The organism is Paenibacillus zeirhizosphaerae, assembly GCF_030705605.1.
In the GTDB taxonomy this organism is placed as follows: Bacteria; Bacillota; Bacilli; order Paenibacillales; family Paenibacillaceae; genus Paenibacillus; species Paenibacillus zeirhizosphaerae.
The window spans coordinates 40231-57175 of record NZ_JAPCKK010000006.1; the positions used below are offsets into that span (position 1 = coordinate 40231).

14 protein-coding genes and 2 pseudogenes are annotated in these 16945 nt (G+C 48.0%); 10 read left to right on the forward strand and 6 right to left on the reverse strand.

What is annotated here, in order from left to right:
- Positions 1-7: 7 nt before the first annotated feature.
- Both OIN60_RS03035 and OIN60_RS03040 read right to left on the reverse strand, forming a co-directional pair.
- Positions 8-631, reverse strand: a complete 624-nt coding sequence (locus OIN60_RS03035) for a DedA family protein (RefSeq protein ID WP_305753404.1) — start codon at positions 629-631, stop codon at positions 8-10.
- 189 nt (positions 632-820) lie between these two features.
- Positions 821-1330 carry a DoxX family membrane protein gene (locus tag OIN60_RS03040; RefSeq protein WP_305753405.1) on the reverse strand — a complete coding sequence of 170 codons (510 nt, stop codon included), beginning with the start codon at positions 1328-1330 and terminating at the stop codon, positions 821-823.
- A gap of 195 nt (positions 1331-1525) precedes the next feature.
- Here OIN60_RS03040 and OIN60_RS03045 point away from each other — a divergent pair, with 195 nt between their 5' ends.
- The 4 genes from OIN60_RS03045 to corA all read left to right on the forward strand — a co-directional run bounded on the left by OIN60_RS03045 (position 1526) and on the right by corA (position 5506).
- Positions 1526-2629 (forward strand): DUF3048 domain-containing protein, encoded by a 1104-nt coding sequence (locus tag OIN60_RS03045; protein WP_305753406.1) that lies wholly within the window; start codon positions 1526-1528, stop codon positions 2627-2629.
- 159 nt (positions 2630-2788) lie between these two features.
- On the forward strand, positions 2789-3403 hold the full coding sequence (locus OIN60_RS03050; protein ID WP_305753407.1) for a DUF47 domain-containing protein: 615 nt from the start codon (positions 2789-2791) through the stop codon (positions 3401-3403).
- A gap of 14 nt (positions 3404-3417) precedes the next feature.
- Positions 3418-4407 carry an inorganic phosphate transporter gene (locus OIN60_RS03055; RefSeq protein ID WP_305753408.1) on the forward strand — a complete coding sequence of 330 codons (990 nt, stop codon included), beginning with the start codon at positions 3418-3420 and terminating at the stop codon, positions 4405-4407.
- Positions 4408-4546: 139 nt separating this feature from the next.
- Positions 4547-5506: a magnesium/cobalt transporter CorA gene (gene corA / locus OIN60_RS03060; RefSeq protein ID WP_305753409.1), complete on the forward strand. Its 960-nt coding sequence runs from the start codon at positions 4547-4549 to the stop codon at positions 5504-5506.
- 14 nt (positions 5507-5520) lie between these two features.
- On the opposite strand, the gene OIN60_RS03065 is transcribed toward corA, so the two are convergent.
- Positions 5521-6039 (reverse strand): tyrosine protein kinase, encoded by a 519-nt coding sequence (locus OIN60_RS03065; RefSeq protein ID WP_305753410.1) that lies wholly within the window; start codon positions 6037-6039, stop codon positions 5521-5523.
- Positions 6040-6254: 215 nt separating this feature from the next.
- Here OIN60_RS03065 and OIN60_RS03070 point away from each other — a divergent pair, with 215 nt between their 5' ends.
- The 4 genes from OIN60_RS03070 to rlmD all read left to right on the forward strand — a co-directional run bounded on the left by OIN60_RS03070 (position 6255) and on the right by rlmD (position 10224).
- The gene (locus OIN60_RS03070; protein WP_018885361.1) at positions 6255-6545 is read left to right on the forward strand and encodes a YerC/YecD family TrpR-related protein; all 291 of its coding nucleotides are present in this window, start codon (positions 6255-6257) and stop codon (positions 6543-6545) included.
- A 1-nt stretch (position 6546) separates the two neighbouring features.
- Complete coding sequence (locus tag OIN60_RS03075; protein ID WP_305753411.1) at positions 6547-7323, forward strand: sirohydrochlorin chelatase; 777 nt, start codon at positions 6547-6549, stop codon at positions 7321-7323.
- 174 nt (positions 7324-7497) lie between these two features.
- A complete protein-coding gene (locus tag OIN60_RS03080; RefSeq protein ID WP_305753412.1) occupies positions 7498-8382 on the forward strand; it encodes a diacylglycerol kinase in 885 nt (294 codons plus the stop codon).
- Positions 8383-8793: 411 nt separating this feature from the next.
- Positions 8794-10224: a 23S rRNA (uracil(1939)-C(5))-methyltransferase RlmD gene (gene rlmD, locus OIN60_RS03085; RefSeq protein WP_370872358.1), complete on the forward strand. Its 1431-nt coding sequence runs from the start codon at positions 8794-8796 to the stop codon at positions 10222-10224.
- 9 nt (positions 10225-10233) lie between these two features.
- Here the strand turns inward: rlmD and OIN60_RS03090 are convergent, their stop codons facing one another.
- Both OIN60_RS03090 and OIN60_RS03095 read right to left on the reverse strand, forming a co-directional pair.
- On the reverse strand, positions 10234-11394 hold the full coding sequence (locus OIN60_RS03090; protein WP_305753414.1) for a hypothetical protein: 1161 nt from the start codon (positions 11392-11394) through the stop codon (positions 10234-10236).
- 12 nt (positions 11395-11406) lie between these two features.
- Entirely contained in the window at positions 11407-11856 is a 450-nt protein-coding gene (locus OIN60_RS03095; RefSeq protein ID WP_305753415.1) for a hypothetical protein, read from the reverse strand.
- A 584-nt stretch (positions 11857-12440) separates the two neighbouring features.
- Between OIN60_RS03095 and OIN60_RS03100 the strand changes: the two are divergent.
- Positions 12441-13570: pseudogene (locus OIN60_RS03100) on the forward strand (IS3 family transposase).
- Positions 13571-13752: 182 nt separating this feature from the next.
- On the opposite strand, the pseudogene OIN60_RS03105 reads toward OIN60_RS03100, so the two are convergent.
- Positions 13753-15026: pseudogene (locus tag OIN60_RS03105) on the reverse strand (IS1380 family transposase).
- Between the two features lie 596 nt (positions 15027-15622).
- On the opposite strand from OIN60_RS03105, the gene OIN60_RS03110 reads away from it, so the two are divergent.
- Positions 15623-16939 (forward strand): DNA cytosine methyltransferase, encoded by a 1317-nt coding sequence (locus OIN60_RS03110; protein ID WP_305753416.1) that lies wholly within the window; start codon positions 15623-15625, stop codon positions 16937-16939.
- Positions 16940-16945 lie beyond the last annotated feature (6 nt).

The following is a 16945-nucleotide window of genomic DNA, read 5'->3' on the forward strand; positions in this document are numbered from 1 at the left end:
TTAATGATTAACCTTGCAGGTCCTTGCTTTGCTTGCGGCGCTTAAGAATTTTCCATGCAATGTAGGCCACCGTAACTACAATAAATACGGCCAGTACGATTCCCTGGTATTCTTCAATGGTATTCAGGACAGTTTCGGTATCACCGGTATAGAACAGACCGATGCTGAGCAGAAGGAAGGTAGAGGGAGCGATCCCCAGCATGGTCAGCAAGGTGTAGATGCGCAGATCCATGCGGGACATCCCCGCTACAAAGGGGACTACATTCCCGAGATGAAGCGGGCTGGATATCGCCACACTCCAAATTCCATATTTGCTGAAAGCAGCCTGGGCTTGACCCAAACGATCCTGCGTAGCAGGGCTCAGCCTTTTCATCAGACTGCTTTCCAGGAAATAGCCTATATAATAAGGAATGTAACTGCCGACCGCGTAAAACAGACTTCCCAGCACGGAGATCCAGGTTATCTCAAGCCAGGTCAAATCCATTAAAAAACCTACCGTCACGATGAAGAAAGTGCCGATAAAAGGAAAGGCGCTTCCTTCCATGAACAATGAGACAAGGATGCCCCAAATTCCCCATCTCTCTAATATGTCAACCATTGCCTCGGCCATACTTCCGCTTCCGCCCTTCAACTGGATCTTCTCCTTATTATATATGCAGAACTAGGAGTTCGCACCGTACCAGAGACTGAGAATCTCCTGGCCTAAAGTTATAGGAGGAATAAGCAGGATGGCAGAAGCAGCGTTATTGACAACAAAAAAAGCGCCGATATTCATCGACGCTCCTTCTGTATAGGTTGGTTAGGTTATTCGTGCAGTTGGTCAGACGAGCTTAGCTTTCTGCCCGCTTCCGTCATGTCTGCGGAACAGGCCGCGCAGGTAAGGCAGCACCCAATGATCCAATCCGATGCGACCGGCGTTAGCGCCTGCGACCACGATGAAGATTTCGAACAGTATCAGAATCGCGTTGGTGCTTACAGTGCCCGAGAAGAGGAAGGCGAAGTTCATGACCATGGCCATTAATGCGGCGAGTGTGGTCAATGTGCCGAGAAGCAGGCCGACACCCACTAAGAATTCACCTACAGGGATCAGGAAGTTGAAGAGGCTTGCATTCGGCAGGGCGAAGGCTTCAAGGAACGCTGCCCACCAGCCTTGAACCGCCGGATGCTCACCTGTTGCCTTGGCAATGGCACCTGTCAGGAAGCCGTCTGCTGCAAAGCCCCCCGTCAGCTTCTCCCATCCATGAGTCATCCAGGTCCATCCTATAACAACCCTTATTACTGTCAGTATCCACATTGCAACCGGGTTTTCTCTAAGCCAAGTGTTAAACATATTAACCACTCCTTCATAAGGTATGTTACTTTGCTGTTTTGTTTTGTAAGATGATCATCTCTTTCATGTCTTTATTGTAGATTAGCTCGACATTTTTGTTTGTGATAAAAATCACAAATTCATTCATTTTGTTACCAGGACAATCCAGCCGACATTGCTTATAATGTAAAAAAACGAACCCAGGAGGAATGTCTTTTGATCAGGTTAAGCAAAAACGCAGTCGGCAGTGCGCTGCTTCTGCTCGGCTGTGCTGGTCTGGTATCCTGCTCCCCTCAGGCGGAGGAGGCGCCGCCGCAGGTCTCGCCCGTTGTCATGGAGGAGCCGCCTGCTCCCGAGCCTGTCGAGCCTCTGGTGGAGCATGAGCCGGAGTATACCGCGCCTCTTACAGGAATCGGCATAGCTGAGCCCTCAGACCAAAGGCCGCTGGCCGTAATGGTTAACAATGCGCCTGCCGCACGCCCCCAATCAGGACTCAGTGAGGCGGATATCGTCTATGAGGTGCTTGCTGAGGGAGGTATCACGCGTCTTGTGGCTTTCTATCAGAGCGGAGGCGGTGAAGTCAACATCGGCCCTGTGCGCAGCATCCGACCTTATTTGATCGAGCTGGCTGAAAGCTATGGGGCACTGCCTGTTCATGCCGGAGGAAGTAATGATGCTTATGCTATCTTTCAGCGGCAGGGCAAGCAGCACCTGGATGAAATTACAAATGCGGGGACGTCCTTCTGGCGCAGCCCGGACCGCAAGGCACCGCATAATTTGTATACCAGCCTGCCCAAGCTGCTCGAAGGGGCGGACAAGCGGGGATACCCGATAACCTCTGACGTTCCGGAATATGTTTTTGAGAAGCCGGAGCAAATGACAGACGGTGAACAGGTGACAGCGTTCGATATTCGTTTTATGCTGCAAAGCTACCGCGTATCCTATACATATGATGAAGACAAGCAGACTTACCTGAGATCGGTGAACGGGGAGCCGCACATTGATTTGAATAATAACGGTCAATTGAGCGCTGCAAATGTGATTGTCATGAGCACGAGCCACCGGGTGCTGGACGATATCGGACGGCTCGCTGTAGACCTGAACAGTGGCGGGGAGGCGCTGATTTTCCGTGAGGGGCGGATGATCGAGGGGAAATGGAAGCATGCTAATGGAGATATTATCCGCTTTTATGACGGAAGCACGGAAATTCCGCTGCTGCCAGGCCAGACGTATATTCACATTGTTCCGGCAGAGCAGCCCTTGGAAGGACATGTTTCGATCACCGAACCGGTCCACTTAAATCCGGAAAATCAAGGGTGATTGCAGGAGGGAATGGACAGAAAACGGAAGAAACGTTGAAATAGCGTTTACAATCTTTACAAAGGCTTTACAAAACAGATATAACCTATGATAAGATAGCAAAGGTTGTCTAATATAGTCGAACAGTCAGACGGCAATTTTTGGTAAAGGGGTAATCGTATGAGACTGAAGAAAAAGGATATCTTTTTCGAGACGTTGGAAAATATGGCGGATACGATCGTGCAGGCTGCGGATTATTTCGCGCAGAATATTGCGAATCTGCAGGACGTGACGTTATTTGCTGGAGAAATGAAGAAATACGAGTCCAAGTGTGACGAATTTACGCACACCATTATTAAGGAACTGAACAAAACATTTATTACGCCGCTGGAACGCGACGACATCATGGATCTGACAACCACCATGGATGACGTATTGGACGGACTTGAAGCGACTGCATCAAGGTTCTATATGTACCAGCTTACCGAGCCTGACGAATATATCGTTCAGTTTGCGGATATTTTGCGCCAGTCTGCCTATGAAATTCAAAAGGCTGTTCATCTTCTGTCTCAGAAGAGACTGCTGGCACTCCGTGAGCACACGATTCGTCTGAACGACCTGGAGAACCAGGGGGACGAGCTGCTCCGTATTTGCATTAAAAATTTGTTTGCGACAGTTAATGACCCGATCGAGCTGATCAAGCGCAAAGAGATATACGAACGCTTGGAAACGACTACTGATTCTTGCGAACATGTAGCCAACAAGCTGGAATCCATCATTATGCGCAACTCGTAAGGGGTCCTATTTTCATGGATACAAGTTTACTTATTCTAGGCATTGTTATATTTCTTGCTTTGGCCTTTGATTTCATTAACGGATTTCATGATACCGCCAATGCTATCGCCACGTCGATTTCCACAAGAGCTCTGACACCGCGGCGCGCCATTATTTTGGCGGCTGTGATGAACTTTGTCGGTGCCATGATGTTCACCGGGGTAGCCAAAACGATTGGCGGAAGCGTGGCTAATCCGGCGGAGCTGTCGAACGGGATCGACATCGTCATCGCTACGCTGCTGGCGGCCATTATCTGGAATCTGGTCACATGGTGGTTCGGCATCCCGTCTTCCTCTTCCCATGCGCTGATCGGCTCCCTTGCGGGTGCGGTGTTCGTTGGCGCCGGTTCGGACAAGGTCAACTGGACAGGATTCATTGATATCGTGAAGGCGTTGATTTTCTCCCCGTTGATCGCTTTTGCTATCGGTTACGTGGTGATGACGATCCTGAAGTTCATATTCGCACGCAAAAGTCCGCATACGGTGAACAAGGGCTTCCGTACGATGCAGGTCCTTACTGCGGCTCTCCAATCCTTCACGCATGGCACGAATGATGCGCAGAAGGCCATGGGGATCATCACCTTTGCGCTCGTGTCGGGTGGGTTCCAGGACCATCTTGAGGTTCCGCTGTGGGTCAAAATCTCGGCAGCGACAGCTATGGCCTTGGGGACATCAATCGGCGGCTGGAAAATCATCAAGACCATGGGCACCAAAATTTTTAAAATTGAGCCGATTAACGGGTTTGCGGCCGACTTTTCGGCGGCCTCCGTTATTTTCACCTGTACGCTCCTGCATCTCCCGGTCAGCACGACCCACGCGATCACTTCAGCGATCCTGGGTGTCGGCTCTGCCAAGCGGTTCCGTGCCGTGCGCTGGTCTCTTGCCGGTCGTATTGTAGTGACCTGGTTTATTACGATTCCGATTTCTGCCCTGCTGGCAGGCTTAATCTTCAAGCTGCTGTTCTAGTACTGCTCAGGCGGACAGGATTCCGAGTGCCGTTCAATTTAAGAAGCCCCCGTGGGCTTCTTTTGCTTTGCTGGTAAAGCTATGTACAATAGAGGCCAAGGACGGGATTCTGTCGGCACAGATTAAGGGGGTGGGCGCATTGATCAGGACGCTTGCAATCGGGAAGGATCATCAGTTACAGCTTGATATTCCACTGACCGATCTGCGGCTGGATGAATATGAATGGATATGGGCGGATTTCAGCGAGCCTACGGAAGAGGAGGCTGCCCTGCTGGAAATCTATTTCCACTTCCATCCGCTGGCGGTGGAGGACTGCCTGTACGTGCTGCAGCGGCCCAAGCTGGATTATTATGAGGATGTGCAGTTTCTGGTGCTGCATGCTCTTGATCCCGATCGCTTGACGGTAGAGGAGGTGGATCTCTTCATGAGCCGCCGCTTTCTGGTGTCCTACCATAAGACACGGCTGGAGGAGATCGACCAGGCGTGGGAACGGATTGTACAGTATGCCCGGGAAGGAAGAATATGGGCGAGAGGTACGCTGGGAGCGGCATATACGGTTATGGATAAGCTGGTCGACCGCTATTTCCCCTGCCTGTTCAAGATAGAAGACGAGCTTGCCGAGTTGGAGAACCGGAGCCGCAGCGAGTCGGTGGAAGAGCTGATGAATCAGGTGTTCGAACTGCGGAGCCGGTTATTAAAGCTGCGGCGCACGATCGTACCGATGCGGGATCTAATGTACCGTGTTGTTAACTCTGAGCACATTCAGGGACAAGGGGAGCATAAGGCGTATTTCACAGACATTTATGATCATCTGCTTAAGCTCTCCGATATGATTGACGCTGACCGCGAAATGACGGCCGATCTCAGGGATAGCTACATTTCGCTGAATTCCAACCGGATGAACACTATTATGAAGACATTAACGGTCATCACGACGATATTCATGCCCCTGACCCTGATCGCTGGGATTTACGGGATGAATTTCAGCTTCATGCCTGAGCTGGGCTGGAAACACGGTTATTTCGCTGTGCTTGTGCTTATGATTCTGCTCGGTTCGGGCATGATCTACTGGTTCTCAAGGAGAGGCTGGTTCAAATGATTGACAATATAATCTCAGCGTCTTCTGCGTTTTGCCGAAGGGCGACGGGATTTGGACGTGCTCCGTCTACGCTTGGTTACGGATTTCTTTCTTCTTCTGCGGCGAGGGATATATTCGTCTGAATATCCTGAATTCGTAGATTTATTGGATGTCTTTGCACCGAATGGCAGTGCGCCCATGAGGAGTTTGGCCATCGGGGCGAATTGCTGGATGCCTGACATCACTTTCTGGACCTTGCCGAGGGTGTTGAGCATGCCATCAATGCCGCCCATGCGGTCAATCATTCCTTTGATTTCGCCGAGACTAGGCAGATTGCTCAGCAGGCCTCCGCTAGAGGAAGAAGGCTGATTGACCGTGGACTCTGCTCCAGGAGGACCCGATGAATTGTAAGGCGGATTATAGGGCACGAGCGCAGCAGCCTCAGCCGTAATCGGGTCCAGGGTAGGGCCTGCCCCGGGATAAGCGGATGAGTTATAGGGATCGGTTAGGGAACGATGCGGGTGCGCCCTCCGGTTATTATAATTTTGAGGCATTCAGATCACAGTCCTTTACAGGTTGATGGTCCATTATATGTAACAAGCGCACAGCACGTTTAGGCACCTGTCCGTAGAAGCGGGATAAAAGCGGATTTGGGCGATCAAGGCCTTCATGGTTCGGCTCTGTAATGCGTGAAATCGTTAACGCTTGAAAAACCGTGCACTGCTCAGTTACAATGAAGCTACAAGTAATCCGTAGGGGATGATAATTTATGCAGCTGAAGAAGCTTAATGATAAGAGTATTGACCAACTGTTTGAGGCTATTTTGACGCTTAAGGATTTGGAAGAATGCTATGTTTTCTTTGACGACCTGTGCACCATTAATGAGATTCAGTCTCTGTCCCAACGCTTAGAGGTTGCGCGTATGCTGGGCAAAGGCAGCACATATAATCAGATCGAAGCCGAGACAGGCGCCAGCACGGCCACGATCTCTCGTGTAAAGCGGTGCCTGAATTACGGCAATGACGGTTATAAAATGACATTGGAACGGCTGGGCCGTTAAAATGAAGCCGGGCGTTCTAATCATCAGCCACGGTTCACCTGCGCCCGATTGGGTAAGACTGGTGGATGAGGTCGCCGGGCAGTTGCAGCTATCGGCCGGTTGGCCGGTAGCTGTGTCTTTTTTGGAGCATGTGGAGGGAAGGCTTATCCAGGACGGCATTGACCGGCTGGAGGAAGCGGGTGTTACGGATCTGCTGGCCGTGCCTTTATTCGTCTCTTCAGGCAGTACACATGTGGACGAGATCAGCTATGCACTGGGTGCTAAGGAGGTTCCAGAGAAGGAGACGGATCTGGAGCCTTTTCGGGTTCAGGCCCGTGTACACTTCGGCAGTCCCATCGATGACGGTCCCGACGTGGCGGCTATGGTGTGGGACAAGGTACGGGCCATGTCTGCACATCCAGAGCGCGAGGTTGTCCTGTTGGTAGGGCACGGCAGTGTGCACGACGGCTTCCGCCAGCGCTGGGAACGGGGCATGTCGTCCCTGGCCGCAAGTGTCAGCGCGATCAGCGGAACAGCGTGTGATTACGCCCTGCTCAATCCGGACAGCGTGCGGAACAAAGCCGAGTATTGGGGCAGGGAAAAAGGCGTTGATGTGATCGTCTCCCCGCTGTTCCTCAGCTCCGGTTTCTTCACTGCCCAGGTCATTCCAGGGAGGCTGGAAGGGCTGGATTACCGTTATTCAGGGGAAGCGCTGCTGCCCCATCCGCTGCTGAAGACATGGCTGGAACGGCAAATATCCCGACTTCTGCGCGAGGCGGAGGAGGCAGGGCAGCAGTAACGGTCTGAACCGGAGCGTGTATGGGTGTCTTTTTTTGGATGGATTCAAGGGTATGCAGATTGTAAAATGTGATTTTTTTCAGTATGATTAAGGTTCAAATGGTAATTTCAAAGAAAACAGACCGCGCTTAGCGGAGTTTTTCTTGCTAAAAAATACACAGGTGGAGTAACGCGAATGAAGAGAGCTCGGTTGATATATAATCCCACCTCGGGGCGCGAGGAGATGAAACGTCGGCTGGCCGATATACTGCAGCGCCTGGATGCGGGGGGGATCGAGACCTCGGTTCATGCAACGACCGGCGAAGGCGATGCTACGGCCGCTGCTGCAGATGCAGTTGAGCGCGGTGGTTACGATCTGGTGATTGCCGCCGGAGGAGATGGCACGCTGTACGAGGTGATTAACGGTATGGCGGAGAAGCAGAACCGTCTGCCGCTGGGCGTGTTTCCTATGGGAACGACCAATGACTTCGCCCGTGCGCTGGGCATCCCCAGGCAATGGGAGGATTACTGCGATCTCGTCATCAAGCAAGAGGCTAAGCCGCTTGATATCGGCAAGGCGAATGACAAATATTTTATTAACATCGCCGGCGGCGGCTCACTCACGGAGCTGACCTATGAGGTGCCGAGCAAGCTGAAGACGATGATCGGACAATTGGCCTATTATTGGAAGGGCATTGAGAAGATGGTAAGTCTGGCACCGCAGGAGCTGACCATCCGGGCGGCAGGGCAAGAGGTGCTGCATGACGAGTTCATGCTGTTTCTCATCGCCAACACGAATTCGGTCGGCGGCTTCGACAAGCTGGCACCGGGAGCGATGATCGATGACGGATTGTTTGACGTGCTCGCTGTACGCAACTGCAATCTGGCGGAAATGATCCGGCTGGTGACCCTGGCGCTGCGTGGTGAGCATCTGAGCGACAAGAAGATTATCCATTTCAAGACGGATTATATGGAAGTCACTTCACCGGGACATGTACAGCTTAACCTGGATGGCGAGCTTGGCGGAACGCTGCCTGCTACCTTCCGCAATCTGCCCCGGCATCTGAAGGTTTTTCGTTAATGGTTGGGAGTCGTCAAGCAGTACGGAAGTTGGAAGAATGAAGCTGTGCCGTTGCTCCATTGTGGAGGACGGCATTTTTCGAGTTGAAGATAGGTGTAGGGAAATACTGTATATATCATGATGGAGAAAGAAGTGACCTGAGAGATGAGTAACCACCGCAGCGGTCGTGGAAAAAACCGCCGGAATAGCGCAGCAGATATGCGGGTTGATGGAAGGAAGTCGGTAAGCGGGCAGCGGGATAAAGGAGCTTCGGAGGCTGCCGCTGGAGGTAGAGAAAGAGCTAATACGCCGATTCATGGGGGCAAGAGTGCGTCCGTTGGACGGGCAGTGGCACCCGAAGCCGTAGGCGTTAAAGGCAAGGCGAATATGTCGGCTCCTGGAGGTCGGGCTTCGTCTGCAAATGGGCGGGATATGGCGGCTCTGGCTGGGTTACCTGTGCAGAAGAACGATGAAGCAGTGATCGACATCATCGGTATGACCCATGACGGCGAAGGCGTGGGCCGGGTTAAGGGGTATGCGCTGTTTGTAGGCGGAGCCCTGCCCGGTGAGAAGGTCCGCGTGAAAGTCCTGAAGACGAAGAAACAGTACGGCTACGCCAAGCTGCTGGACGTGGTGCAGGCCAGCCCTGACCGAATCGCGGCTCCCTGCCCAATCTATGACCAGTGCGGCGGCTGTCAGCTCCAGCATATGAGCTATGAGGGGCAGCTGGCCTGGAAACGCCAGCATGTCGTGGACGTACTGGAGCGCATCGGGAAGCTGACGGTAGTGGGCAGCAGCGGCTCGGGTGCTGAGTTGGGGAGTACTGCGGGCGTCGTCGTGCACCCGACACTCGGCATGAGTGAGCCGTGGCGCTACCGCAACAAGGCGCAGGTGCCGATTGGCACGGCCGAAGGCGGCCTCATCGGCGGCTTCTACGCACGCGGCAGCCACCGCATCATCGACATGGAGGCGTGCCTGATCCAGGATGAGCGCAACGACCAGGTGGTCGCCCGCGTCAAGGAAATCGGCAGTCAGCTTGGCATCAGCGCCTATAACGAGGAGACCGGGCGTGGCCTGCTGCGCCATGTCGTCGTGAAGACGGCTTTCCGCACTGGCGAGCTTATGCTTGTGCTCGTGACGAACGGCCGTGACATCCCGCACCGCGACGCATGGATCGGCAGCATCCGCGAGCAAATTCCGGCTGTGGCGAGCATCGTGCAGAACATCAACACGAAGAAGACGAACGTCATCTTTGGCGACGAGACACGGGTACTGTGGGGGCGGGACGTCATTTATGACTATATCGGCAACGTACAGTTCGCCATCTCGGCCCGCTCGTTCTATCAGGTCAATCCGGTACAAACGGAAGTACTGTACGGCAAGACGGTGGAGTATGCCGGCCTAACCGGCAAGGAGACCGTCATCGACGCCTACTGCGGCATTGGCACAATCTCGCTCTTCCTGGCGCAGCACGCCGACCAGGTATACGGCGTCGAGATCGTAAAGGAAGCCATCGACGACGCACGCAGCAATGCCGAACTGAACGGCATGCGCAACGTCCAGTTCGAGGTCGGCGCCTCCGAGGACGTCATCCCACGCTGGAAGGAGCAAGGTATTGAGGCGGATGTGATCGTTGTCGATCCACCGCGTAAAGGCTGTGATCCGAGGCTGCTGGAGACGATTCTGGAGATGAAGCCGGAGCGGGTGGTGTATGTGTCGTGCAATCCTTCGACTCTGGCAAGGGATTTAAGGGTGTTGGAGGATGGTGGGTACAAGACAGTTGAGGTGCAGCCGGTGGATATGTTTCCGCATACGGTGCATGTGGAGTGTTGTTCACTGTTAGTCAGGAACAGAAAAGAGTAAGGGGACTCCTTACTCTTTGATTACAATATTGTCCAATAGGAAGTTGTATTTTTTTATTGGCTCATTAATTTTCATATCGTTATTATTCTTGGTTTCTTCAATTTTAGTTTTTAAATACTCATCTTGAACATTTTCTATAACTGTAAGACCTTTATCAATTGATATGGTTTCTAATCCTTTATATATTTCCTCAAGCTTTCGATCCAGTATAGCCGTTTCATCATCAAGACGCATGCGCTTTTTCTTGAGTTTATATTCGTCTAAGTGAAACTTAATTTCTTTCATTAAAGGCATGGCTATACTTATTCCGACTAAAATTTCCACAATATAAGGACTATTATGAGAAAACTGTTTTAAGTCTAGAAACCTAGAATCACGTTTAGTTTTGTTGATGTGATTTACACATAGAATCTGCATTTGATTAATTTCAGGGTAGTAAATACCCACAATAGGTCTAGAATTACTGTTAAACTCGCGGAAAAATGCTGTAAAGTATCTAGATTCCAGTCTTTTGTATTTATCTTGTTTTAGTAATGAATAGTCATTCACAAAAAAACTATCTCTCAGTATATCAACCTCAACTTGTTCCTTTTCAAAAGTAGTAAGTCTGTTTAGTACGGAATTGTAGTTTTTTTCTATATCCTCAATAGTTTCTTTTATCCCGCGTTTTTGCAAAAATGAGTATGATAAATCCCTTAGCTCTTTTATTATCTCTGATAAATCTTTATTTGCAGGTGAATTTATGAACTTTTCAAGTGAATTCTTGGAGATTCTTTTATGAACCAGTTTATAAATTATTTCGTTTAGAGTCCTGAAGAAATAAAAAATAAGATTAATTGAGTATATCTTTTTGTTTGGATATAAGCTAATCGGTTTTCCAAGATGATAAAGTTGCTTGATATCTTGTCCATTATTTAGGTCAATGATATCGAGCTTTGAGTAACTATTATTTATTTTAAAGGAATCGTCGAGAATGAAGATATTTTCAGCAGGGATGTCGGAGTTGAGGGCTTTGGATATAGAGATCAACAATTCATTTTTGTAGTAATTACTAGAAAACTGATTAATAAAATGTGAAATTTCCCAAGGACTTAGTAGTTCATCATTATTGCGCTGAAAAAATATTTGAATTTTCTGATTTGGTTTGGTGTCAATATTCTCGTTAAACAATGAGCATTCTCCTTATTCTTTTTTGATATTTTCAATTCTATTAAGAATTTCTTTAATCTTCTCATTTGAAGCATTTTGTTTCTCCATCTCAATTAATTTTTTTAGCTGATAAGATGTTCTCTTGCTAGAAAAGAGTGTGAGAAAACTAATTGCAATTCCTAGTAATAGAAATGTTACGTCATCAATTGAATTGATTATCTCCTGAACTAATTTTGTGTTATATGTTAATGGAACCAGTACAAAGGATAAAATGCTGCAGAATAGAAAAATATTTTTTAGAACTGTACTGAAGCTTTGCTTGTTCTGTACTTCGTTTATTGGGTCTTCGGAGTAACTGACAAGCGACATAAATAAGACACTCAGTGAGAAGCCAAAAACATAGGGCTTGGTAATCTCAACTACTCCGAAAATATTCAATATTGCAGCTAACAGAAGCACTACTCCTAAAAATAAGTTTATCAATTAGTCGCCTCCTTTCATAAAAGACTAGTTACTATAGCTTATATAGTTCATTTTTACCAATTGTATCTTGAGTTATTTAAGTGGTCAAACAGAAATGAGGTGTAGCTTGGTTTGCTATATCTTAAGCCCTAGAATTGGATTTGAGCCTAGAGCATTAAATCATAGTAGCTATATAGGTTGAACTAAAGAAGTTGATTACTCAGAATCTGACGCAAAGGTGATCGATAATCGTATAGGGATATTTCACAAACTTTATTTAGCCCTCATTTGAATTAGGATAGCATCCCTTTACTCCAACAATCCAAAAGGTGAAGGGGAACGAAATGAAACGAAAACAGTAAGATAGTGATATAAAGAAAGGTTGTGACCAAAGGGAAAAATCGGAATATGGACGCGGTAGCAAGAGCACAGCTAAAGCCTAATCGTTTACGAAATCCCGCTTGGTTTAGATATTTCAAGACGTTCAGTTCCTTAAAACACGGGCTTCAACCTGAATTTCGAAAGTGGATCGGCTACACTTAGTTGGACAATAAAAATAAGGGCTTGTAGAATAAACCTATCATGTTAAGGAGCGGATCTCTACAATGCCAAAACAACAACGGCGTACCTTCACCTCAGCATTTAAAAAGCAAATGGTGCAACTCTATGAAAACGGGAAATCCAGAGCAGCGATTGTGGAGGAATACGACCTTACAGCTTCAGCCTTATATCGCTGGATCAAGCAAGCTCAGACGTCAGGCTCCTTCAAGGAGAAGGACAATCGTTCTTCAGATGAAAACGAGCTCATCGCTTTGCACAAAGAACTCCAGCGCCTGAGGATGGAGAATGATATTTTAAAGCAAGCCGCGCTGATCATGGGAGAAAGTAGCTATCATCCAGAACAACCGTGATCAATACTCGGTATCAGCAAGGTGTGACGTCCTGCAAATCGCAAGAAGTACCTTTTACTATGAAGCGAAAGAACAACCGAACGAAGACGAGCTTACGAAAGCCATTGTGGAGATCTTTCGCAAGAACCGAAAAGCCTACGGCACACGCAAGATCAAGTGCAAGCTCCACGAACGTGGACTCGTCGTGTCCAGACGTCGAATTGGCCGAATCATGAAAGAACAAGGACTGGTTTCCACATACACGGTGGCGCAGTATAAGCCGCATAAAGCCGCATAAAGCCGCATGCAACGAAGAAGCGACAGCCAACATCCTGAATCGTGAATTTGACCAAACCGTGACCAAACGCTTCGTCGTCAGCGACCTGACCTATGTGAAGGTTCAGCACCAGTGGCACTACATTTGCGTACTCGTTGACCTGTTCAATCGAGAGATGATTGGTCATCGTGCAGGTCTGAACAAGGACGCTGCTCTGATTTCACGCGCCTTTGCTACCGTACAGGGGGACCTGCGTCAAATTCAGTGGTTTCATACCGACCGTGGCAGTGAATTTAAAAATGAAAAGATGGACGAGCTTCTGGAAACCTTTGAGATCGGTCGTTCTCTGAGCATGAAAGGCTGCCCCTATGACAACGCCGTAGCGGAAGCCACCTATAAGGTGATGAAAACCGAGTTCGTCAACCAGATGGAATTTCAGAGCCTTCGCCATTTGGAGATCGAACTATACGATTACGTCAACTGGTTTAATAACCATCGCATTCACGGAACACTCGGATACATGACACCTGTTCAGTACCGCCAAGAGGCCCTTAAAAAAGCTGCCTGATTTACTGTTGACAATCCAAAGCTCATAATAGGAAGGCTGGGGAGGGAAGCTGAGGGGCGTCACCCTGTAAAATAAAGAGAGATTCTCCAGTGAGATGATCCCAATTGCAAGCAGAGAGGCTAATTCTTCCCTCTCCCCCAATGAAGAGGCGTTGTGATTTCTGTGTTAGATTATGGAAGTTATCATTCCAACTGGGCTACTCGAATTTCGAATCGCTTCCAAGCGTACCGACCCGCGAAGTCCTTTGCCAGTTTGAGCGTAACCGATCGACTGTGCTGAATGAGTGTCGCTGCGCAATGAAAAAATTCCAAACGGAACCGATTCGCAGCAATCCCGTTTGAATCGCTCGAACAAATTGTAGGCAAGCAGTTTGAGGAGCAGGTCCAGTTCATTGGCTTTAAAATCACGGGTCGCAATGCGGTCTATGGAAAACCCGTTCTTGGCTTCCTTGATGAAGTTCTCCATGCAGCAACGCTGATTATAGAAGCGCCACAGATCGATGGGCTCCCATGTCAAACTCGTGACGATGGCTTCGTATTGCCAGTCGGTATCGAACACGATCCGGCCCTGGCCGTCATCGAACACTTGCGCTTTGCGAATAACGACCACGCGACGCGACTTCTTCCAGGACGTTGCTTGGTAGATCAAAGTAATCCCTTCGATGATCCGGTCTTCGTCGACGGATCGCGTCCAATAACGGCAGGTCTGGACTTCTTGAGCTAGCCGCTGAGTCCATTTCATCTTGCCAACATAACCGATCCTCTTGCTTTCCCAGAGACTGTAGAACTCTTCGCCGCCAAAGCTCTTGTCGAACCGGGCGTACTTCACCTGGCGTTTGCCGAGAGGTTCAAACGTTTGCTGCAGGAAGGCGATGGAATCCGTGGAAGAATGCGTGTTGCCCGGCCGGAGCGCTGCATTCAGATTCAAGCGGGTCTTACCTTCAAAGGCCAGCAGGGGATGGTAACTTTTGCGTCCAGGCTTATGTGAATTCACTCCTTTGGCCGCGCCGGACGGATTTCCGTATACGGTCTCCACGGTGGAATCCAGGTCGAGAATCAGATCCGTCGGCAAACAGGGCCGGAGGATTTCATGGTTCAGCGTCCGTAGACCGCTAACCAGTTCAGGTCGAGAGTTGAGCCTACCCAGTTCTTTATACAGCAACGTATGATGTGGACAGCGACCGCCAAGGAATCGTTTCAGGAGGGCGTCATGTTGCAACTAGCGAAAATGAAAAATCCGCTCGCAACCAAGCATCCAGCCGACCATGAGATACAGCAGAATGCGATACAGAGGGAAGAGCGCATTGTGCGCTTTGCCACCGGAGAGGCCTAGCATGGCCTCCGATAGCTTGATTTTTTTCGAGATAGGTCAGAAAGATTTTGATGCCGCCAAAGCTCGTGGCATATTGCAAGGAAAATTCAGGCTTGATTTTACTGATAGATGTGGTAGACTTCACCGAAAAGGTGCTCCTCTCTCTGGGTGATGTTGTTCTGACAAACACCATTCTACCAGAGATTCGGAGCCCTTTTCACGTTTTTAGAGGATTGTACTTTCGAAATTTAGGTTCAATTCTTTCGGCCGTTGATTTAGGTCGGGTTGATGATCTATCATGATAGAAGGCACCTCTTTGTCTGGTAGTGATTGCTCGACACTCTCACTTTGCCAAACGAAATGGTGTTTTTCTATTTTGCAAGAAGGGTATTTGATCCTTCAGCCCCCAGTTACTACAAAGTTTTGAATTAATTTTTGCTCTGCTAAAGTTGGTGAACAGACGTTGGACACAGGTATTTCAGTGCCTATTCTCCTTTTTTATATAATTAATTGATTGTAATTGAATTGTTTTATAAAATAAAACACACGAACTTAAGTTCGGAATATGTGGATTCAAATATTAGGATAAAAAAGTTTAATAATCACACAGGGTTTTGACGAAATATGTAGAAAGGTATAGTTATTCATTTCCATACTTCCGACCTGTTTTTTTGAGTAAGAGAAAAAAAGGTTAATTTATATTTAACTTGTTCCGAAATTAATTAGTGGTGGGGGAAATAAATGAAATTTATAGATTTGTTTGCAGGTTTGGGAGGATTCAACTTAGCGCTTACTCGTAATGGGCATGAATGCGTATTTGCGTCAGAGATAGATGCAGGTTTAAGAAAAATTTATTTGCAAAACCATGGTTTATTACCCCAGGGTGACATTAGAGCTATAAAAGCTAAGGAAGTACCCGAACATGATATTTTATGCGGTGGTTTTCCTTGTCAGCCTTTTTCAAAGGCAGGGGAACAAAATGGCTTTAAAGATGAAAAGTCAGGAGATCTGTTCTATCATATCATTAAGATATTAAGACTACATAAGCCAACGTTTATTATGCTTGAGAATGTAGCAAACTTTGAAAGACATGATGATGGAAGAACTTGGAGGATAGCCAAAAATATACTGACTGATTTAGGTTACGAAGTGGATATAAAAAAATTATCACCTCACTGGTTTGGAATACCTCAAATACGTGAACGCGTTTTTATAGTAGGTAGTAGGAAGGGGCTTGCTCATTTTAAATGGCCAGAAAAGCAGTTAGTAAATGGGGATATGTCTATAACTTCAGTACTAGATCGGTTTCCTGATGACGCCAGATATTTATCGGAGCAGGTGGTTAATTGTATTGATGCTTGGCAGCTATTTCTTGATAATTACCCTGAGGACATGAACCTCCCCTCGTTCCCTATCTGGTCTATGGAATTTGGAGCAACTTATCCTTTTGAGGAAGAGACTCCTTGGAAAATTGGCCCTGAAAAACTTAGGAAGTATTTGGGCTCTCATGGTAAATCTCTAGAAAATTTAACGGACGAAGAACTCTTTTTAGCTCTTCCATCTTATGCAAGAACCAAAGAAGATAAATTTCCTGATTGGAAAATAAGATTCATTAAACAAAACAGAAAGCTTTATGAAGATAATAAAGAATGGATTGATGAGTGGTTGCCCAATATTTTAAGCTTCCCATCTAGTTTTCAAAAGTTTGAATGGAACTGTAAAGGGGCAGAGAGGAATTTAACTAAATTAGTTTTACAATGTAGAGCATCTGGGCTTAGGGCTAAGTGGCCGACTACCTCTCCATCGCTAGTTGCAATGACTGCAACGCAAGTCCCTATTATTACTTGGGAAAATAGATACATGACTCCAAGAGAATGCGCACGGCTTCAAAGTATGGACACCTTACGATGTTTACCCGAAGGGCTGACTTCGGCATACAAGGCATTAGGTAATGCATTGAATGTTGAAATCGTTAATAGAATCGCTCAATCATTGATAATTGACGAGAAGAACGAAAATAAAACTCCGAAGCTAGAGCATGAAGTAGAGGTAGTATAAACATCT